Raw genomic sequence first — 20,189 nt, 5'->3', positions numbered from 1 at the left:
GTGCGGTGCTCTGTCCCAGAGGTCTTTCAGTGACATGTCAACAGCCACTGCTCCGGGTTCAAGGCCCGGTCTGTGCAAGTGTTCCCACGATTTGTCGCTCGGCTGCCATCGGCGAGATGATCGCCGAGGTTCCGGCGTTCGGGCACGTGATGGCCTTGCGGCTCACCGCGTCGGGCGTGCGCTGTCCCGCCACTGCCCCGACCGCCCACCCGCTCACCGGAACCCGCGCCGCCGCCGGGTCAGGGCATCGCCAGGCCCGGATCGTGGACGACGGCGACGATGTCGGCCGTCAGCTCGGAGCCCTGCTGACCGTCGATGAGCCGGTGGTCGCAGGACAGGGCCGGCTGCGCGACCCGGCGCGGCTCGATCGCCTGCGTCCGCGCCGCGTCCCTCGCGCCTGGACATCGTTCCGCCCAGCGCACCACCCCGGGCCGGTCACGGCGGATGACCGTCGCCACGGGGCGTGACCGCCCCGATTCACCGGGGCGGATCCCAGTTCGTCTCGAATGGGTCGCGGGCTTGGCGCCCGCCCCAACCCCGTCCTCGAAAGAACGCCTGCCACGCGTTGCTGCGGAAGGCGATGCTGGTGTCAGGGATGGGAAGTCCCCTCGGTTGCCTCAGTCGCCCGTTGTCGGGTTCCGCGGTGATCGGGTGGGCTCGCCTTGACCTGCGGCGCCGCGGCGACAGGGCCCTGCAGCTCTGCCGAAGCGTTCGGTCAAGGACGGCATGTGATGTGCAGGTGCGCCGCGGCGTTGTTGGCGTATCCCCTGGGATTCCAGACGGTCTCCGGGGATTCGGCCTGCACGGCCGCGGTGGAGTCCCAGGCGCGCGCGATGAGCTCGGCCTCACCGGGGGGCAGGGTGACCATGGCACGCCAGTGCTGCCAGGTCCAGGGATTCTCCGGGGGGTCGAGATCCGTGGGGGTCCAGGTGCTGCCATGGTCGGCGGAGACATCGACGCGTGCCACGGTACGGTCGTCCCCGGCGAAGGCGAACCCGCTGACCTCGGTCGGTCCAGGGGGCAGGTGGTCGTTCCTGGCGGGCCGCAGGATGGCGCAGTGGATGGCGACCGGGCCGAGGGTGATGCCGTCGCCCGGTCCAACGGCCTCGGGGTCGGCTTCGGGGGGCAGGACACTGTATTCGGCTTGAAAGTAGTTGTCGGTCGGTTCGGCCTGTGCGCTGATGCGTTGCAGCCATTTGACACTGCGGGCGCCGATCCAGCCCGGAACGATCACGCGCAGGGGAGCGCCGTGCGCGGCGGGTAGTGCCTGATCGTTCATGGCCCAGGCCAGGAGCACCTCACTGGAGGTTGCCTTGGCCACTGGTATGGAGCCGCCGAAGGGCTGGGGTGGGGCGGCCTGCTGTGACACGTCGGCGCCGGTGAAGGTGATGTGGGCCGCTTCCGGCTGCGTTCCGGCCTTGGCCAGTACTTCTGCCAGGCTCACCCCGCTCCATCTCGCAGTGGAGATGGCTCCTGGGCCCCAGGGGACCTGACCGGGAATCTCTCGGACCTCGATGAGATCGGCGCGGCGGTTGCCGGCGCACTGCAGCGTCGCCACCACGGTCCGCTCGGTGAAGCGGTGCAGATCGTCCATCGACAACTCCAGGGGACGATCGACCAGACCTTCCACCCGCAGCCGCCAGCTCGCGGAGTCGATGCGGGGGATCGGCGCGTGGTTGCGGCTGTAGAACGTGTCCAGGGAGGTGATCTGGGCTGCGAGAGCACCAGGAGGCGTTTCGGCGTTGTAGGGCTCGTCCTGATACACAAGCATTTCGTTGCATTTGCCCCATATATCCATGAGATCAATGTCCATCACCTTGGGTGCGGACGCCAACCCGTTCACCATCCGGGTGGGCCGGTGGCGTACGGATGGCGCGGGGGCCGGCAGGTGCTGAAACGGCAGAGATTCGTCGCCTGGCCCGATGAAGGGCGGCACGTCATCCCGCGCGCACGGGAAGGGGAGCGGCCAATGTGCTTCGGGTCGCCACCGAGGCCGACGCCGCCTCGGTGGCGTCGCCGGAGCCTGCCGCTCAGGAGAGCCATGGGCGGACACCGACGAGGGCGCCGAGTCCGACCCCCGTTCCACCTGCGCGAGCGAACGCCGCGCGCCGATCCACCAGGGATTACGGGACAGTCCTTGGCCGGGTCGCGGACCTCCCGATGCCTCCCACAACTCCTGCGCGGCCACGCAGCGCCTGCCATTCTGGATACGGGCCCGTCGGCCTCATCGGCGTTGTACGGCGGGACTCCGCAGGGGCCTGCGCCCCCTGCGCCCGCACCGTCCAGCCGGCCGACGGGAAACGGGCTCAAGGATCGCCGCCCGCTGGGCCGACTCGGCCTCGAAGGGTGGCGACAAGCCGGAACGCCCATCGCCGCCATCGACGAGCTCGCCGTCCCCGGCCTCGACCTCCTGGGGTCGAACAGGCCCCGAACGTCCTCCGTTCACAGCCGCATCGCCACGCGCGCCCGCCGGACGGAACCGCAAGGAGGAGATCACCGTGACCGAGTTCAAGCCTGTGCCCGACTTCGCCCTCGGGCCGGACATCCCGGAGTCCACCGGGTATGCCGTCACCGACCTGGGCGGCGATGCCTACCTCGTCACGCAAGGGATGATCAACACGATGTTCCTGGTGACCAAGAACGGCGTCGTCCTCGTGGACGCCTCGCCGTTTCTCGGGGACAAACTGCTGGAGGCCATGGAGTCGGTCACTCCCAAGCCCCTCACCCACCTCATCTACAGCCACGCGCACGCCGACCACATCGGGGCCGCTCACCTGCTGAACCGGGACGGGCTGAAGATCATTACGCACGAGATCACCGGCGACCTCATCAAGGAGGCCAAGGACGATCGGCGGCCGCTGCCCACGGAGACCTTCAGTGGCCGGCACAAGGAGATGGACATCGACGGCGTCCGGTTCGCCCTCGACTACACGGGGGACTGGCACGTGGCCGGCAACCTGTTCATCCACCTCCCGCAGCAGAGGCTCATGGGAGCGATCGACAGCTTCACACCGAAGAGTGCACCGTTCTTCCGGCTGTACTTCTCCGCGCACGTGCCGGCGTACTACGAGGCCATGGATGAGTTGCTCGAGTACGACTTCGACACCATCGTGACGGGCCACATGGCCCTGCCCGGCACCCCCGAGGACGTGGCGACGAACCGCGAGTTCATCCGCGACCTGCGCACTGCCGCCGCCGAGGCGTTGCGGACGGTCGACCTGAAGGAGAGCGCGGCCGCTGCCAAGGTCCCGCACAACAACCGACAGGCCGAACTGAAGGTCTGGATGGACGCGGTCGTCACGCGCGCGGCGGAGCTGATGCCTTCCTGGGACGAGCGCCTGGCCGGAACCGACATCTTCCTGCGTGACAACCTCAACGCGGTCGCCTGGAGCGTCTTCATCGATTAGACCGAAGGCCTGAGAGCGGCCGAGGAATGGATCACTTGGGGCGTTGTGTGACGGGGCGTGTGCTGCAGCGGGTAGTGGGTGCGGGTCTCGCAGATCAGGCTGCGGACGGTGACGGATGCAACGGCGAGGCGGAGGAAGAGCCAACCGGCCTGACGCCGGCATCTCGCAGGTCACCGTCTCCCATTGCCTGCACATGGTTTTGACACACTGTCAGGAGTCCGGGATGGCTCGCACCGCCGTCCACGACGGCATGCTCATGAAATCCAGGCCACGAAGTTGAGAGGTGCGCCCGTGTCCGCGGGCTCGCCGAATCGCGACGGCAGCGAAGCCGCCTCACTGTCGGCCGACGCAGGATCGCCGACTCTATGGGATTCGGAGCGGCTCATGGTGACATGTGACGACGCATGACAAACAGCTTGGCGTATGGCTCGGGAAAGGAACTACGCAACGGGCGAAATGGCCGTTTTGCAATGCTTGGAAGACGCAAACTGCATCGACGTGATGCTGGGGCGTCCCGGGTGGCGTGGAGGCGGCCTACTCGTGATCACCGACAAGGCGACGGGAGACGTCCGCGGGGCCGTGCCCCAGCGTTAGGGCGACGGAGGAACGGGCATCACTTGAGGCGGCAACAACGGCTCCGGTTGCGTTCGGTGACCATACCCAGCCCGGCGTCGAAGTTCTTACAGGTGCTTTCCCCGGATCCGGCGGTCGCTGCGGCAGGTCGGTGTGGTTGTACCTGCCGGTGAGCAGGCCGCCCGCCGGAGGTGAGCAAGTGGTCACGCCCAGCCCCATCGCCCGTGCCATGGGGATGAGATCGCGTTCCGCGGCCCGGTTGAGGAGGTTGCACTCGAGGCGCTGCCGGTCTCAGGCCTCCTGGTCGGTGCCCACGCGAAGGCGACGACTGCGGCAACATCCCTCTGCGGCTTGCCGAATGCACTACCGCCCTGGCCCCGGCCGCATGGCCCGTGTCCAGGATTCGGGTCAAGCCCCTATCCGCTTGTCTCCGCGCCGTCCTTCGAGTCCGCCTGTGACCAGCCACCCGACTTGGCCGTTCGGCTCAGCGTGGCCCCCAGCCGGATCACTCCCTCGGCCCTGACCAGCGATGTGCCGCGGGCGTCCACTTGGCGCATCAGCGGTGTCATCAGGGGTAGTCCGGAGGGCGGCTGATCCGCGCCTACGGCAACGTGCAGCCGGGCCACGAACCGAGCGAGGCCGGCAGGGCTGGCCGGGTTGTCCGTGTCGCCCGCGTACCGCTCGGCCGTGGCCATCGCGGCTTCCGACTCCTGTACGCGGCCGGTGGCTCGCAGTACGAGTGCCAGCAGCACCCCCGACATGTGAAGGCGTCGGTGGCTGTTGGCGACCTCCGCCCAGCGGAGTGCGGCGCGCAGGTCCGCCTCCGCCGCCACGTAGTTGCCCACCAGACATGAAAGCCAGGCCCGGGTGTGCAGCGCCCTGGCCCGGTACTCGGGTTGGCCGGCTTCCGCTGCCCGGTGGGCAGCCGATCCGGCGAGCCGACAGGCCTCGTCGTAGTGGCCGCGGCTCGGGAAGAGGCTGCAGACCGCGATCAGCATCAACAGGTCCACGGCCATCCGCAGGGCGTCGGGGACCGATGCCAGCGACTGCTCCACGGCGGCGGTCAGCACGGCGTGCTCCGCGCGGAACCAGGCCCGGGCCTGATCGGTGTCCTCGAAGGCGAGGCCCGTATGGTCCGCCGGGTGGAGCCAGGCGGGGGAGGGGGCGTCATCCGGCAGAGCCGTGTGCGCCACGTGGACCGCGCCGCCGTAGAGGAGGGCCAGGACCCGGCGCAGCGCCCTTGTCCGGTCCTCGGCACGCTCCGTGGATTCGGCGTGACCTCGGCCGTAGAGCCGCAGCAGGTCATGCAGGCGATAGCGGCCCGGGGCGGGGGACTCCAGCATCCCGGCGTCGACCAGGGCCTCGGTGAGGTCCTCGGCCGTGTGCTCCTCCGTGCCGAGCAGAGCGGCGGCGACCGGCAGCGGCAGGTCGGGGGCGTCGAGGAGGGACAGGAAACGAAAGGCCCGGGCCAGGTCGGGGGTCAGCGCGTCGTAGCCGAGCCGGAAGGCGGACTCCACCATGTGGTCGCCGTGGCTCAATTCATCCAGCAATACACGGGTGTCGGTCAGCCGCGCGCCGAAGGCGCGCAGGCTCTGGCAGGGGAGGGCGGCGAGGCGGGCACCGACAATGCGTACGGCGAGCGGCAGGCGGCCGCAGGAGTCGACCAGATCCCGGGCGGCTTCGGGCTCCGCGGCCACTCGTGCGGCGCCCGCGAGCCTGCCCAGCAAGGTCACCGCCTCGGCCTTGCCGAAGACGTCCACGGCGAAGGAGCGGGCGCCGGGCAGGGCGAGATGAGGAGCCCGGGTGGTGACAAGGACCGCGGAACCAGCGGTGCCGGGCAGGAGCGGGCGGACCTGGGCGGCGTCACGGGCATCGTCCAGGACGAGCAGCACACGACGGTCGGCGAGCAGGGTGCGCAGCAGCGCTGCCCGCTCTTCCCTGTCAAGCGGCAGCCGGTCGGGCGGGGTGCCGAGAGCCGAGAGGAGATCGGCGAGCACACCGGCCGGATCCGCCGGTTGGGAGCCTGCCCGCAGGCCGATGTACAGCCGGCCGTCGGGGAAGGCTTCGCGCAGGCCGTGTGCCACGTGGACGGCGAGCGCGGTCTTGCCGACGCCGGCGATGCCGACCACGGTCGCGATGACGACGGCCCGACTGTGCCCGGGGCGGGCCCGGAGCAGGTGTGCCCTTATCTCCTCGACGAGCCGACCACGCCCGGTGAAGTACCCGATGCCGGAGGGCAGCGGCGCGGCGGTCACTGCCGCGCCGCCCCGCAGGGTGCCGGCGAACGCGGATGCGCCGGACCGCCGGTCCGCGCCCATGGACGACTGCCGCGGGCGCCCGAAGGCGCCCGCTGACCGGTCCGGGCGGAGGGGAGGGGCCGCGGGACGGACGCCGGTGCCCACGGGCCATGCGGGGGAATGTACCGTGTGCCCCGCGCGCAGTACGTGGTGCAGCTCCGTCAATTCCGTTGACGGCCGCGTCCCCAGTTCCCGCTCCAGCACTTCGCACGCCTCGTCGTAGACACGGGCGGCATCGGCCTGGCGTCCGGCGCGTTGCAGCGCCAGCATGAGCAGCCCGTGCGACCGCTCCCTCAAGCAGAACTCCTTCACCATCGCGGGCAGTTCGGCCACGGCCTCCTCGTGCCGTCCCAGCTCGACGGCCACGGCGTACAGGTCTTCGCGCGCCGCCACCAGGGACTCGGCCAACTGCTCGCGGTGGTGCTCCGCCCAGGGGCCTGGCACCCCGGCCAGAGCGATGCCCCGCCAGCGTCCGACCGCGCGTGACAACCGCTCGTACACGGCTTCGGTGCAATCGCGCCGCTCCGCGGTCTCGTGCGCGAACACCTCGGCGTCCACGTCCACCGACGACTCCAGGAACCGGTAGCCGCCCTCCGAGGCGACGATCAACCGGCTCTTGGACCGTGCGGGCCGGTCCGGTTCCAGGGCCGCGCGCAACTGGGAGACATATGTGCGTACGGCCGAGGACGCGCAGCGCGGCGCGGCGGCCGATCCCCACACCCCGTCCACCAACTGCCCGACCGTGACGACCTGCCCACGCCGCAGTACCAGCATCGCGAAGACCGCCTGCTGCTGCGGTGGTCCGAGCGCTATCCGCTCACCACCACGCCTTGCGCCGACCGGTCCCAGCAGATGCACCGTCAGATTCTTCGACGGTTCCAGTGTCTTCCCAAACCCCCGCATGAACCTACCCCTTGACCAGGATGGTAGCCGTGTCCCTTCCCCAGCCCGCCCTGGAACACGCCGCCTTCCCGCCGCCCTTCTGCCGGGTTCCCCCGCGACGTTCATCGAACGTTGAGTTCTTCCTGGCAACCCGCGCCGAACCTTGGACAGCCCGCACGACACACAACGAAACGGAGCGGATCCATGAACCACACCATCGGCAGATGGAGCAGGGCCGTCCTCGGCCGCTTCCTGCCCGTACTCGCTTTGGGCGGCCTGCTCTCCGCCGCCCTCACCGCGCCCGCGCACGCCGAACTGCCCGGCGGCGGATGGGGCGAGCGCCATCTCGACGAGATCACCTTGCTGGCCAGCCACAACGGCTACGCCAACGGACCCGACGGTATGAGCGCGCCGTTCACCAACCAGACGTACTCGCTGCGCGACCAGCTGTGGAACCAGGGCGTGCGTGCCACCGAACTCGACGTCTACGACTACAACTACGGCACGGGCGACGACCGCCCGCCCTTCGCGCGCACCGGGCACGGCGAGGTGTTCCGCCAGTGGGGCCGCCCGCTGGCCGACCACCTGAGAACCATCGTGGACTTCCTCGACAACAACCGGCAGGAGGTCTTCGTCCTCACCCTGGAGGACTCCGCCTCCAAGGACCTGCTGGCCGAGGCCTTCGACTCCGTCCCCGGCGCCCACTCCATGATGTTCGACCCGCGCGCCTGGAGAGTCGACTCGACCGGCTGGCCCCGGGTCCAGGACATGGTCGACACCAACCAGCGGCTGCTGGTTCTGTCCGGCAAGGCCGACCGGCAGGACATCGGTATCTTCCCCATGAGGGACTGGACGATCCAGAACCACTACGAGAACGGCATCCGTCAGTGCACCGACCGCAGCGGAGACGGGATCTCCGACCCGCTGAACGTCGGCGGGAGGTACGGCGCGAGCGGACAGCGGGCATTCCAGAAGCTGTTCATCAACAACCAGTTCAGCTCCCGTACCTACGACGACTTCTACCAGACGGTCAAGACGGCCTGCGAGTCCGCCACGGTCGGGCGCATGCCCAACATGATCTCCACCGACTGGATCGGCTACGACAACCAGGACGCGTGGCGGTTCGTGAACGACACCGACAAGGGTCTGGGCTGGAGCGTGGGCGACCGCGACCTCTGCCTCGACGTGGAGGGTGGCCGCAGCGACAACGGCACTCCCGTACAGATCTACTCGTGCAACTGGTCCAACTCGCAGGCGTGGAGCCGCGTCCCGATCCTCAAGCAGAACGCGTTCGAGATGCGCGCCTTCGGCAAGTGCCTGGACGTGGCGGGTGGGTCCACGGCCAACGGCACCCGGGTTCAGCTCTACGACTGCAACGGCACCGGTTCGCAGCTCTGGTGGCACGACAACCGCGCCCTGCGCAACCCCATGTCCGGCAAATGCCTCGACGTGCCGTCCGGTGACTTCAGCCCGGGGCGCGACCTTCAGCTCCACGACTGCAACGGAACGCCGTCCCAGGTCTGGGACTGGCGCATGGTCTGACCCGGTGAGCCCGGCCAACGGTCACGGTTCCGTTGGTCGGGTTCAGCCTGCTCGGTCGACCGTTCGCGACGCAGGCAGATGGCTGCAGCAGCGACGCCGGAAGAGTCCGGGCGTCAGGTGGAATCGCACGCGCTCCCCGCCCGGTTGCTGCTCCGGCACCGCGATCCGACGGCGGAGAGCCAGGGTCTCGACGTCGTTCTTCCGGTCGCTCGTCAGCAGCGATCTCGGCGTCGCGAACGCGTTCGTCACACCCGGGTACGCCAGTATCAGCAACACAGCAGCTTCAAGAGCCCACCCGCACGAGGCGCATGGGTGGAGGGGAGCCTCAGCGGGCCTCCGGCAGATTCGCGGAGAGCTGTACGGCCCCGGTGCAGGCCAGTCGGTCCGCCACCTCGACGCACGCCTCGGCCCCCGTCGGGCTGGTCGCGGGCAGCATCGGGCTGCTCTTGCCGTGCGTCACACTGTCCCGGTGCGAGGCGAGCAGCTCGTCCGCTCCGGATCGGATCGAGACCTCCAGGGCGCCATCGTGCGCGTCCGTCTCCACCTCGGACCAGACGGTGGCGCAGGACGGGCTGAACCGGAGCCGTACGGCGTAGGCGTCCTCAGTGACGGTGCTCTCGGTGCGGGCGTCCCGGTTGCAGCGGGAGGAGCCCGGATACTGCCCCCGGCAGCTTTCCATGCGGCAGGACGCCGCTTGCTGCTTCGGGCTGCCGCTCGACAGGACCGGGGCACCCACGGCGCAGGCCACGGCGACCAGCGTGGCGGAGACGGCCATCACGACGGTCGTCGGCAGCCGTCGCGCCCGGGCGGCTGCCGCGACCGGCTGCCGCGGCGCAGGGGGCTGGGGCGCAGGGGGCTGCGGCGTCGCGTTCAGCGGTCTGGTCTCGGCACGGCAGGCGTTCTCCCACAGGGCGATCAGCGGCGCCATCTCCGTGCCCCCGATCCGGCCCAGCGCCTCGACAGCGGTACGCGGCGGGAGCTTGACGCCGTTGAGATAACGGTGCCATGAGGACTTGCTGTGGGCGGTGCGTGTGGCCAGCGCGGCCAGGCTCAGCCCGGTCTGCTGTTTGAGGTCACGCAGCCGCTCCACCAGCAGCAGCCCGTCGGGGCCGAGCGAGTCGGGCAGTTGCTGTCGGCCGGCCGTCGCTTGCTCCTTCATGCCGCTCCCAATCCTTCTATCAGGAATCCGGTTCATTCCGGATCGCGTGATGTGTGCCCTGGGGTCGGGGCGGCCACACGTACGGCCGGAGTCATCGGGCGATCGGCTTGTAGTACAGAGAGAAGGTGCGGTCCGATGGCGGGCCCTGGGTGAAGCCAAGACACAGCCAGGGCCCGCCCCGGCGCAGCACAGCCAGGCCCTCCGGCTCGCGCGGGTAGAGCCCCCTCGCCGTGTGGTCCAGCACCTGCTGCACCACACGGCCGGTACGCACGTCGATACGGAACAGACGGACGTCGCCGGCCGAGCCGGCGGGGTTGTCGGCGCCGTATCCGTGGCCGAGCACCTGGTAGGCGTACGGGCCGTACAGCGCCATGCCCTGGAAGGGGAGCCCCAGTTCGGCGCCGGGCTGAGCGAAGCCGGTGACCGGCCGGAAGTCCCCGGCCGCGAACTGTTCGAGCCCATACACCGCGTAGCGCGGTATGCCGTCCACCTTGTAGCGCAGCAGCAGCCGGTTGTGCGCCGGGTCGAGGGTCACCTGGTTGTTCGTGGAGCCGGGGAGCGGGCGATGCGTGGCAACCTTGTGGTCGGCGCGGGTCAGCACCCGGCCCGCGGTGAAGGTGAAGCGGCAGATGCCACGGCCGTAGCCGGAGCCCGGCTGTGCGTCCCACTCCGTCCACAGAGCGCCGGCACGGCGGGCCGAGTCCTCCACGCCGAGGGCGCTGCCGTGGCCGAAGCCCAGCAGGTACATGTCGCCGGTGAGTGCGCCACCCATGGTGAACCGGTTCAGACACATGTCGCCGTGGGCCGCGCGCTCGGCACGCGTGTACGCGCGCGGCTCGCCCGGAAGCCGGACGCCGCCTTCCATGACCTGGAGCGCGTACATGTGGCCGTGCCGCTCGTCGAAGGCGAAGGACTGCAGCACCGTGGAATGGCGCATCCTTACACCCTGGAGCCACGGTTTGCCCGCCGGAGCCAGGCTGGGCGGCTGAGCCTTCGGCTGGGCTTCTGCCCTGCCGACGGGGAGTGCGGCGGCCAGTGCGACCGCAGCTCCAAGGCCGAGGACGGCTCTGCGACCCGGACTGGACGGAAGAGAAAGGGACATGAGGGTCTCCTTGCTTGCTCGTGAGCTCTGTGGAACGGGCCCGCCCGCCCTGTGGGCGGGACGGGCGGGCACAGCGGCTCAGCACCAGGGGACGGCGCTCAGGTTGCGGACGTAGCGCGCGGAGACGTAGCCCTTGTTGTGGGAGAGCTTGTACCAGCGGTGGTTGCCGCGGACGTTGCGCCCGTACTTCTTGCAGGGGATGTGGACCGTGCTGCCGGGACGCAGCGAGCCGATGATCCGGTAGCCCGTGCCCGGGCCGGAGCGGATCCTGAGCGGCATGTGGCGGGTCACCACGCGGCCCTGCACATGGCCGGTGCAAGTAACGGGCCGGGTCGTGGAGTGGCTGGGCGCCCACAGCCGGGGCGGGGCCGTGCGTCGGTGGTGCATCTGCTGGTGAGGCGCCGTGTGCCGCTGCTGTGCGCCGGCGGTGTCGGCGGAAACGACTGCGGCGGGCAACATCGCGATCGCCGCAATCGTGGCCACGAGGCTGCGCTGGATCGTGCGGTTCATGGACTCTCCTATGAGGGTGTCTGCAGGATCGGCTGAGTGAGATCCTGTGCCGCTCAGCGTTTCCTGGCCGTCGGACGAAGATTCCGTCCCACGCGTTTCCGGGAGAAAGCGGGACGTCCCACCCGAGGGGACGGTTGAGTCCCAGCCGCCGTCGCCCGGGAGACCAGCGAAACCTCCCGCCAGGCCGCGGTTGAGGGGCGCGTCAGTACGGGTCGCGGTCGGTCACGCCGGAGCACGATCGTTGGGGGACCCGACCTGAGCGACCTGGCTGACGGCGGCGTACCCTTGAGCCGATCGTCGAGCGCGGCCTTCGCGAGACTTCCGCGCAAGCGACGGACTACCGCAGCTGACAGGACAGCAGAACACCCGTGAACTCCACGTCGATTCGCTTGATCGAGCCCGCCGACGGCCCTGCACTCGCCGGCCTGCTCTCCCAGGACAAGCAGGCGTATGCGCGCTGGCTGCCGGCGAGGCCCGCAGAGTTCTACACGCCCGACGGGCAGGCCTCGGTCATCGAATCCCTTCTGGCCTCCCATGACGAGGGGATCGCGTGGCCCGGCGTCGTGGTCTCCGACGAGACCGTCATCGGGCAAGTCGACATCAGCTCCATCCTGCGCGGCCCGTTCCAGAAGGGATTCCTCGGCTACTGGGTCTCTTCTCTCCACCAGGGACTCGGGCACACGAGCCGTGCCGTCGGCCTCGCGCTGCGGATCGCCGAAGATGAGCTGAACCTGCATCGACTGGAGGCACACACCCAACTGGAGAACCTCGCGTCTCAGGCGATCCTCCGCAAGCACGGATTCAGTTCATGGGGCATCGCCCATGAACACTTCTACGCTGACGGTGCATGGCGCGATGAAGTGTTCTGGGAAAGGAAACTGACCGGCAGGACCGCCGACTGAGCGCTGTTCCGTAAATGATCTACGACGTGTTTCGTCGACCAACCGCCCGCGAGGGCGCGACCAGGACACACAGTGGAAGAGCCGTCGCAGTCCGCTTCCGCTTCGGCGTGCCGAACGAGACTCTGGTCGCCCCGCCGACCGCCTGCGTGGTGGCGCGCAGCTCGGATCCGCGCGGCACCTGGCTCGCTCCGGCCGGGTGCAGGTCCAGCTCGTTCCGCGGCCCGTCCCCATGGACTGTTGCACTCTCGTGAACATCCACGGGCCCGAGACCGTCAACTGCCGGCCAGACCGGTGGACAGACACTGCTGCTTGAAGCGAACGAAGCCGGCTGTCCGCAGCCTTGATGACGGCTACCGCCAAGAGGTGAATGCCCGCCCGGTCGACGGGCATCTGGTTGGCGCCGAGAATGGGTAGGAGCGAAGCGGCCACTGGACGGCCTGATGCCAGGACGTCGGCAAGGCGGTGGCGGCCTGCCGACGAGGTGGCGATGATGCCGACGTGGCGAGTGCGGGACTTCCATGACGACGATCTGGACCGTGCAATCCAGATATGGGATCAGGACCGGCAGGCCGACGACATGCCTCCCGTGTTCCCCATCTCTGAGGCCATGGCGTCAGCCCGGACCGGCGGGACCGCGGTGGTCGCGGTGGTCGGCGAGGACCTGGTGGGCATGGCAGTGGCACAGGCCCAGGGCGAACGGGCCTGGATCACACTGGTGGCACTTGCAAGGATGTGGCGAAACCGCGGACTCGGGAGTGCCCTGATCGCGGAAATCGAGCGGCGTCTGCGCATACAGGGAGTACGCAGGATCGGTGCACTGCTCGCCCCGGGGACCACCGGAACCACGGCGCTGGAAAAATCCGGCTACCGCACTCGGGCCGGATTGACCTTCTACGAGAAGGTCGAACATCTCGGCGCGAGTGATGCGGGCCTGCTCGCCGAGCTCGGCGGGAGGGTGCTGCCGCAGGGGCTCTGGGGGGCCCTCGCGGGCATGGAACGAGAGAAGGAAGCCATTGAGCGGCGCATCGTGCTGCCGCTGTCCGAGCCCGTGCTGGCCGACCGGTACGGGGTGACGCCACCGAAAGCCGTCATCCTTTTCGGCCCGCCAGGCACGGGAAAAACCAGTTTTGCCAAGGCCGTCGCTTCCCGGCTGGCCTGGCCGTTCGTGGAACTCTTCCCCTCTCGTCTCACAGAGGGTGCCGCCGGCGGCCTGGCCGCCTCACTGCGGGACACGTTCGCCGATCTGGCGGTGCTGGAATCCGTTCTGCTGTTCATCGACGAGGTCGAGGAGATCGCCGGCGTCCGGTCCGGTCTGGCCGTCGATCCCGGCCACGGAGTCACCAACGAACTGCTCAAGCTCATCCCCGGTTTCCGCGACCAGGACGACCGCCTGCTGGTCTGCGCCACCAACTCCGTCCGCTCCCTCGATCCGGCGTTCCTGCGGCCCGGCCGGTTCGACTACGTCATTCCGGTGGGTCCCCCCGATCCGAAAGCCCGGGCGGCAATCTGGCAGCGCTACCTCGGCCCAGCCGCCGACGACATCGACCTGCACCGACTGGTGTCGGCCAGTGAAATGTTCACGCCCGCCGACATCGAGTTCGCCGCCCGCAAGGGCTCCCATGCCGCATTCGAACGCGAAGTCACCGACCACAGAGGCGTACCGGCCGGCACCGAGGACTACCTTGCTGCCATCGCCGACACCCGTCCCACACTCACCGACCAGGCTCTCACCAAGTTCAGAGAAGACATCGAGCACCACGCGCGCATGTGATGTCGGATGCTCCAGGCCGGGGCCGGCCGTGGCATGACGACTGGGGAAACGGCGCCCGTCGGCCCGGAGGGCGACGGCGATGTCAGTCTCCGGTGCCGGCCCCGCTCCGAGCGGCGCCCTGCGGAAACATGTCGGACACGAGCCGCTGCTCGTCCCGTCGACCACCGTGCGGCAGGATGAGGCCATGAGCGTAGTCAAGATCAACGTACTGACTGTCCCCACCGAGCAGCGGAAGACGCTGGAGAAGCGCTTCGCCTCCCGTGCCCATGCCGTGGAGAACTCCGACGGGTTCGAGTGGTTCGAACTCCTCCGCCCCGTCGAAGGCACCGACAACTACCTCGTCTACACGCGGTGGCGTGATGAAGAGTCCTTCCAAGCCTGGATGGAGGGCCCCATGAAGACGGCCCATCAGAGCGGTGACACGGAGAGCGGCGAGCGCCCCAAGCCGGCGGCGAGCCAATCCACACTGTGGTCCTTCGAGGTCGTGCAGCAAGCGGCGCCGCCGAGCGCATAGAGCATGACGTCGTGCGAACAGCTTCGGCAGCGCCTTCGCATCACGGTCGGGATCGCGGTGCCGGCGGAGGAGGGCCCGAGCGATCCGAACCGGTGTCGGGCCTGTCGTCGGTGAGGCATCGTCGGCCGCAGTAGGCCCTGCCGAATGGGCCGACAAGGTAGGGATCCGGTCCAGCACGAACGACGACAAGCCCCATCGGGATCCTCACAGCGATTCCCGGATTCCCACCTGCCGACGGGATCGCGGGTCAGCCGGGGCAGCGCGGTGACGCGGGAAGTACGCCGCGCTCGCCACGAGAGCGGCCGCCCCTGCAGTCGGCCCGGTGAGTCCGTCGAGTCGACCGACGGCCGACCCGACGGACTCACCGACGTTCGCTGCGGTAGGGGAACAGCGGCTCGTGTCTCATGACAGCCACGCTCTCTCATGACAGCCACCCCCGCCGCGCCGCCTGCCACACCAACTGCGTCCGCGTCGCGGCGCCGACGCGCTGCATCAGCACCTGGATCCGGCGCTGCACCGTGCGCTGGCTGACCCGTAGCTGCGAGGCGATCGCCTTGTCCGCGACCCCGGCGACGACCAGGGACAACAGATACCGTTCGTCGTCGGCGACGTTCGCACCGGGCCGCGGACTTCCGCTGAAGTCGGCCAACTCGCCCGAGTCCGTGACGTGCAGCGGCGACGCCGCCGCCCACTGGCTCTCGAACAGCGCGATCAGCGCGTCGAGCAGGCTGCTGCCGTGCACCACCGCGGCCGTCGGCTCACCCAGCGATCCACCCGAACCGCCGTGCATCAGAGGGCAGATGGCGATCGAACCGTCCGCGATCACCATCCGCACCGGCAGCGTCCCGGTAGCCCGCGCCTGCTCACCCGCGCGGATACTCCGGGCAACGTTGTCGACCATGCCGGGCTCCTCCAGCAGAGCGCGCTCGTAGATGGCCTCGTACCGCACCCCACGAGCGAGCAGCTCCCACTCCTCGTCGTTCTCCGCCGCAGGCATGGCGACATGGCCGGCCTTGCAGAACCAGCGCATCTCACGCGCCCCGTACGCCATATGACGCAGCCGCTGTCGGATCACACTCACCCCCGTGATCACCTCGACAAGCTGACCCGCGTCGTGCCGCCGACCCGCGGCCCGATACTCCTCGGTGAGCTGCTCCACCCCCCGTCGCGCCGACTCCAGCGCCTCGTGCCCACGCAGCAGCAACGGACGCAGCGCCGCATCGGGCGCCACCGGCACATAGCGCACCGCGCCCCCCGTCGGCGAAACGGCCACCCGTCCCACCAGCCCTTTGTCGTGGAGCGAGGCCAACAGCCTGTGTGCCTGCGTCACTTCGAGCCCGAGCTGCTCCGCGATCACTGGGGCATCAGCCTCACGCTCCCCGACGAGGAAGCGGTACACCCGCTCCTCCCCCTCCCCGATCCCCGCGGCCTCCAGCATGTGTCCGCCTCTCACGACACCCCCACCCCAACCCGCGCACCACCCACCGGAAACAGCGTGATCTAACCACACCCGCACACCGGGACGATGTCCGCGCTATCACGTACGACGACCATCCGACTGCGATACGCGCACAGTGGCGGCGAGCGGACATGTCACTTCTTCGCCAGACGCGGCCGTAGCGTCGGTGCCCCTTCCTGCCAAGGCTTGACCCGCCGGTCGCGGAACCCTCCCCGCCGGCGGAAGGAGAGCGTTCAGCATGCGTTTCAGGCGAAGAGCCGCACTGCTCAGCTTCACCTTGGCGACCACCATGGCCACCACCCTGGCCGGCGGCGGCCTGGTGTACGGTGCCACCCCCGCACCGAAGACCGGGGAGGACGCGGTAACCACCCCGTCCCAAGCGGAAGTCCGCACCACGAAGGTCACTCTTGTCACCGGAGATCAGGTGACGGTGGCCACGAGGGCGGGCAAGACCCTCGCCGTCAACGTCACCCCCTACCACCGCAGTGCGGCCGAGTTGCGGACGTACACCGTCGGCACCGATGTATACGTGATCCCGCGCGACGTCGAACCGCTGGTGCACAACGGCCAGGTGGACGACCGGCTGTTCAACGTCACCCAGCTCATCGCCCAGGGGTACGACGACGCCCACCACGCGTCGACCCCGATGATCGTGCGCTACACGTCCGACGCCAAGGAGACCGCACCCGGCGGAGCCCGCCTCACACGGAAACTCCCCGGCGTGCGCGGAGCCGCCGTCAGCGCCGACAAGCGCAAGGGCGCCGGGTTCTGGGAGGCCATCGACGACGACAGCGCCCGCGCAGGCACCCCCAAGGCCCGCCTGTCGGGCGGCATCCAGCGCCTCTGGCTGGACGGGCGTGTCAAGGCGCTCCTCGACAGGAGCGTCCCGCAGATCGGCGCCCCGGAGGCGTGGAAGGACGGTTTCGACGGCACCGGCGTGAACGTCGCGGTGCTCGACACCGGTGTCGACGCCACCCACCCCGACCTCGCCGACCGCATCGTGGACAGCCGCAGCTTCGTCCCCGGCGAGACGGTGCGCGACGGCCACGGCCACGGCACCCACGTCGCCTCCACCATCCTCGGAAGCGGAGCCGCCTCCGGCGGGAAGTACCGGGGCGTGGCACCGGGCGCCGGACTGATCGTGGGCAAGGTGCTCGACGACGGCGGCAGCGGCTCGGAATCCGCGATCATAGAAGGGATGGACTGGGCCGCGCACTCGGGGGCGAAGGTCATCTCCATGAGCCTGGGCGGCGGAGAAGGCGCCGACGGCACCGACCCCATGTCGGTGGCGGTCAACGAACTGACGGCGCGGGCCGGCGTGCTGTTCACCATCGCGGCGGGCAACAGCGGCCCCGCGGCGACGTCCGTCGGCTCACCCGGAGCCGCCGACGCGGCCCTGACCGTCGGCGCCGTGGACTCCACCGACACGGTCACCGACTTCTCCAGCCGGGGCCCACGAGGCGGTGACGGCGGGCTCAAGCCGGAGATCACCGCACCGGGCTCGCGGATCGTCGCCGCCCGCGCCGCCGGCACGACGATGGGCACACCGGTGGACGGCTCGTACACCACCGCGAGTGGCACCTCCATGGCCACGCCGCACGTGGCCGGAGCCGCCGCGATCCTCGCGCAGCGCCACCCCGACTGGACGCCGGCCCGTCTGAAGAGCCGGCTGATCAGTACGGCCAAGACCACCGCCGCCACTTCCGTCTACGCCCAGGGAGCCGGCCGCGTGGACGTGGCACGCGCACTCCGGCAGTCCGTATCGGCCAGCGGCACGGCCGACTTCGGACTGCGGGACTGGGACGCCACCGCCCCGGTCGCGAAGAAGATCGAGTACATCAACGACGGCGACCAGCCGGTCACCCTCGCCCTGAAGGTGGAGAGCGCGGGTGAGGAACTGCCGGCCGGAGTGCTCAGCCTGGGAGCCGACTCGGTGACCGTGCCGGCGCACGGGACCACCGAGGTCGACCTCACCCTCAACACCGTCGGCGTGACGACCGGATCCCATGGCGCGCACGTCACCGCGGTCTCCGCCGACGGGCGGACGGCGGCAGTGACGGCGGTCGGCTTCGGGAGGGACGTACAGCGCTTCGACGTCATGCTGAAGGTGCTCGACCGCGACGGCAAGCCGACGAGCGGCATCGCCGCGGTCACCGCCTGGCAGCTGGGCCGCTACGGACTGCCCGAGACGTACCCGGTCGCAGCGGACGGGACCGTCGTGGTGCGGGTACCGCGCGGCGAGCACGCCTTCATCTCGGAGATCTTCCACTACAACTCCGACTGGAGCCGACTGGAGGAGTACACCTACGCCGCCCTGCCGGGCACGATGATCGACTCCGATCGGACCTTCACCCTGGACGGCGCCGAGGCCGGCCCGGTCACCATGACCACCTCCCGGCCGACGGAGACCAACCGCGCCCGCATCGGTCTGAACTTCCAGGCCGCGGAAGGCGACCTCATCCACGACCGCGAGACGTGGCTGGACGGCGAGACGGCCGTGTACTCCATCCCGTCGCAGACCGCGAACGAGCGCTTCGAATCGCGCGTCGGCTGGTCGCTCGGCGCACCCGCACTCGACGCCCGCCTCGTCGGGCACGGAAACAGGCCCCTGGACGCGGCCTACCTCGAGGGCTGGACAGGCTCCGCACGTATCGACGGCACCCGCGCCCTGCGTGTGGCGAAGGCCGGCGAGAACGTCCGGGGCAAGCTCGCTCTGGTGAAGCGGAGCACCGAGCGCACGGTGCGGGAGCAGGTCGACGACGCCGCGAGCGCCGGAGCGCTCGCCATCCTCATCTACAACGACATTCCCGAGAACTGGCTCGCGGGCAACTGGGGTCCGACGGCCACCAGGATCCCGGCGATGACCCTCTCCGGCACCCAGGGCGAGGAACTGGCAGCTCTGGACAACGCCGTGATCAGGATCTCCGGTACGGCGGTGAGCCCCTACTCCTACGAGCTGCTGAAGTACCGCAAGGGCGGCATCCCCGCCGACCAGCGCTACCGGGTGCGCGACGAGGAACTGGCCACCGTGGACTCCTCGTTCCACGCCTCGACGCCGGCCACCGAAGGCGGATACGCCCGGCTGATGCGCTCGCCGATGCAGCCGACGGCGTACTTCGGCTTCGACCGGGTGGTCCTGCCGCGCTCCCGGACCGAGTACGTCTCCGCGGACGTGCCCACCTGGGAAGCGGTGAAGGCGGCTCCCGTGTGGACGTCGGACGGCTCCTGGAAGCTGACGGACACCTCGATGCTCAAGGCCGGACAGCGCGTGCACCGCGACTGGAACAAGGCGGTGGTCCGCACCGCGCTACCGGACGCAAGGTCCGACGCGGCCGCCCGGCAGGGTGATGTCGGTGTGGTGGCGTCGGGCGGTCTGCTCGACACCGCGCCGGACCAGTCCTTCACCGCCGAGGCCGGCAGCGACAAGGCGCTGTCCACCGTCTACCGGGACGGCCGGCTCCTCGGCAGCGTCCGTTCGGCGCCCGTCGCCTTCCCGATGACGGCAGAGCGCGCTGAATACCGGGTGGTCACCGACGTGGAACGGGACGCCCCCGGCTGGACGACCTCCACCAAGGTGCACACCGACTGGCGCTTCCACTCCGAGCGGAAGGAAGGGCTGACCCTGCTCCCCGTCCTGTCGGTCGACTACCGACTCGACGTCGACCAGGCCAACAGCGCCCGGCCGCACTCCACCACGCGCATCGGACTGGGCGTGCGCTACCCCAAGGGACTGAGCGGTCTGAAGCTCGCCGGGGCGAAGCTGTGGGCCTCGTACGACGACGGCGCCAACTGGCGACGGGTCCGCCTCGACGGCGGCCTCGACGGCACGATCGGCAACCCCGCGGACGCGGGCTTCGTGTCGCTGCGCGTGCAGGCCACCGATGCCGATGGCAACACCATCGAGCAGACGGTGACCCGCGCCTACCAGATCCGCCGCTGACCGATGCCGGGGCGCCTGCACCGTGGGCGCCCCGGCGTGCGTCGCCGCGTCCTTCCCGGCCTCTTTCCTGAGGAGGGAGAACGGCGCCCTTCATGCGTATGAAGTGGACTGTCGGCTGTCGAACTTCCGTC

General features: G+C 69.6%; 13 protein-coding genes and 1 pseudogene. 6 read left to right on the top strand and 8 right to left on the bottom strand.

Annotation, left to right across the window (positions count from 1 at the left end; genetic code table 11):
- Positions 1-239 precede the first annotated feature (239 nt).
- Both ACIRP2_RS20910 and ACIRP2_RS20905 read right to left on the bottom strand, forming a co-directional pair.
- Entirely contained in the window at positions 240-458 is a 219-nt protein-coding gene (locus ACIRP2_RS20910; protein ID WP_404252319.1) for a 2-oxo acid dehydrogenase subunit E2, read from the bottom strand.
- 257 nt (positions 459-715) lie between these two features.
- The gene (locus ACIRP2_RS20905) at positions 716-1,834 is read right to left on the bottom strand and encodes a sulfite oxidase (RefSeq protein WP_404252317.1); all 1,119 of its coding nucleotides are present in this window, start codon (positions 1,832-1,834) and stop codon (positions 716-718) included.
- 664 nt (positions 1,835-2,498) lie between these two features.
- Here ACIRP2_RS20905 and ACIRP2_RS20900 point away from each other — a divergent pair.
- Positions 2,499-3,407 (top strand): MBL fold metallo-hydrolase, encoded by a 909-nt coding sequence (locus ACIRP2_RS20900; protein ID WP_404252315.1) that lies wholly within the window; start codon positions 2,499-2,501, stop codon positions 3,405-3,407.
- A gap of 534 nt (positions 3,408-3,941) precedes the next feature.
- Here ACIRP2_RS20900 and ACIRP2_RS20895 read toward each other — a convergent pair.
- Both ACIRP2_RS20895 and ACIRP2_RS20890 read right to left on the bottom strand, forming a co-directional pair.
- A pseudogene (locus tag ACIRP2_RS20895) lies at positions 3,942-4,247 on the bottom strand (hypothetical protein); the annotation flags it as partial.
- A gap of 149 nt (positions 4,248-4,396) precedes the next feature.
- Positions 4,397-7,180: an AfsR/SARP family transcriptional regulator gene (locus ACIRP2_RS20890; RefSeq protein ID WP_404252313.1), complete on the bottom strand. Its 2,784-nt coding sequence runs from the start codon at positions 7,178-7,180 to the stop codon at positions 4,397-4,399.
- A gap of 183 nt (positions 7,181-7,363) precedes the next feature.
- Between ACIRP2_RS20890 and ACIRP2_RS20885 the strand changes: the two genes are divergently transcribed.
- Positions 7,364-8,701, top strand: coding sequence for an RICIN domain-containing protein (locus ACIRP2_RS20885; RefSeq protein ID WP_404252311.1), 1,338 nt, complete (start codon positions 7,364-7,366; stop codon positions 8,699-8,701).
- A 325-nt stretch (positions 8,702-9,026) separates the two neighbouring features.
- On the opposite strand, the gene ACIRP2_RS20880 is transcribed toward ACIRP2_RS20885, so the two are convergent.
- The 3 genes from ACIRP2_RS20880 to ACIRP2_RS20870 all read right to left on the bottom strand — a co-directional run bounded on the left by ACIRP2_RS20880 (position 9,027) and on the right by ACIRP2_RS20870 (position 11,472).
- The gene (locus ACIRP2_RS20880) at positions 9,027-9,860 is read right to left on the bottom strand and encodes a DUF2690 domain-containing protein (RefSeq protein WP_404252309.1); all 834 of its coding nucleotides are present in this window, start codon (positions 9,858-9,860) and stop codon (positions 9,027-9,029) included.
- 91 nt (positions 9,861-9,951) lie between these two features.
- On the bottom strand, positions 9,952-10,797 hold the full coding sequence (locus ACIRP2_RS20875; protein WP_404252307.1) for a teichoic acid biosynthesis protein C: 846 nt from the start codon (positions 10,795-10,797) through the stop codon (positions 9,952-9,954).
- A gap of 243 nt (positions 10,798-11,040) precedes the next feature.
- Positions 11,041-11,472 (bottom strand): SH3 domain-containing protein, encoded by a 432-nt coding sequence (locus ACIRP2_RS20870; RefSeq protein WP_404252305.1) that lies wholly within the window; start codon positions 11,470-11,472, stop codon positions 11,041-11,043.
- Between the two features lie 368 nt (positions 11,473-11,840).
- Here ACIRP2_RS20870 and ACIRP2_RS20865 point away from each other — a divergent pair, with 368 nt between their 5' ends.
- The 3 genes from ACIRP2_RS20865 (at position 11,841) to ACIRP2_RS20855 (ending at position 14,659) form a co-directional block, all read left to right on the top strand.
- On the top strand, positions 11,841-12,374 hold the full coding sequence (locus ACIRP2_RS20865) for a GNAT family N-acetyltransferase (protein ID WP_404252303.1): 534 nt from the start codon (positions 11,841-11,843) through the stop codon (positions 12,372-12,374).
- A 490-nt stretch (positions 12,375-12,864) separates the two neighbouring features.
- Complete coding sequence (locus ACIRP2_RS20860; protein WP_404252885.1) at positions 12,865-14,145, top strand: ATP-binding protein; 1,281 nt, start codon at positions 12,865-12,867, stop codon at positions 14,143-14,145.
- A gap of 184 nt (positions 14,146-14,329) precedes the next feature.
- Positions 14,330-14,659: an antibiotic biosynthesis monooxygenase family protein gene (locus ACIRP2_RS20855; RefSeq protein ID WP_404252301.1), complete on the top strand. Its 330-nt coding sequence runs from the start codon at positions 14,330-14,332 to the stop codon at positions 14,657-14,659.
- A 421-nt stretch (positions 14,660-15,080) separates the two neighbouring features.
- On the opposite strand, the gene ACIRP2_RS20850 is transcribed toward ACIRP2_RS20855, so the two are convergent.
- Positions 15,081-16,097 carry a helix-turn-helix domain-containing protein gene (locus ACIRP2_RS20850; protein ID WP_404252883.1) on the bottom strand — a complete coding sequence of 339 codons (1,017 nt, stop codon included), beginning with the start codon at positions 16,095-16,097 and terminating at the stop codon, positions 15,081-15,083.
- A 259-nt stretch (positions 16,098-16,356) separates the two neighbouring features.
- Here ACIRP2_RS20850 and ACIRP2_RS20845 point away from each other — a divergent pair, with 259 nt between their 5' ends.
- Positions 16,357-20,058 (top strand): S8 family serine peptidase, encoded by a 3,702-nt coding sequence (locus ACIRP2_RS20845; RefSeq protein WP_404252299.1) that lies wholly within the window; start codon positions 16,357-16,359, stop codon positions 20,056-20,058.
- The last annotated feature ends 131 nt before the right edge of the window (positions 20,059-20,189 follow it).

This window comes from Streptomyces sp. NPDC101194 (assembly GCF_044767885.1).
Lineage (GTDB): Bacteria > Actinomycetota > Actinomycetes > Streptomycetales > Streptomycetaceae > Streptomyces.
Note: the sequence above shows the minus strand (reverse complement) of the source record. Positions and strands in the feature narration are given on the sequence as shown.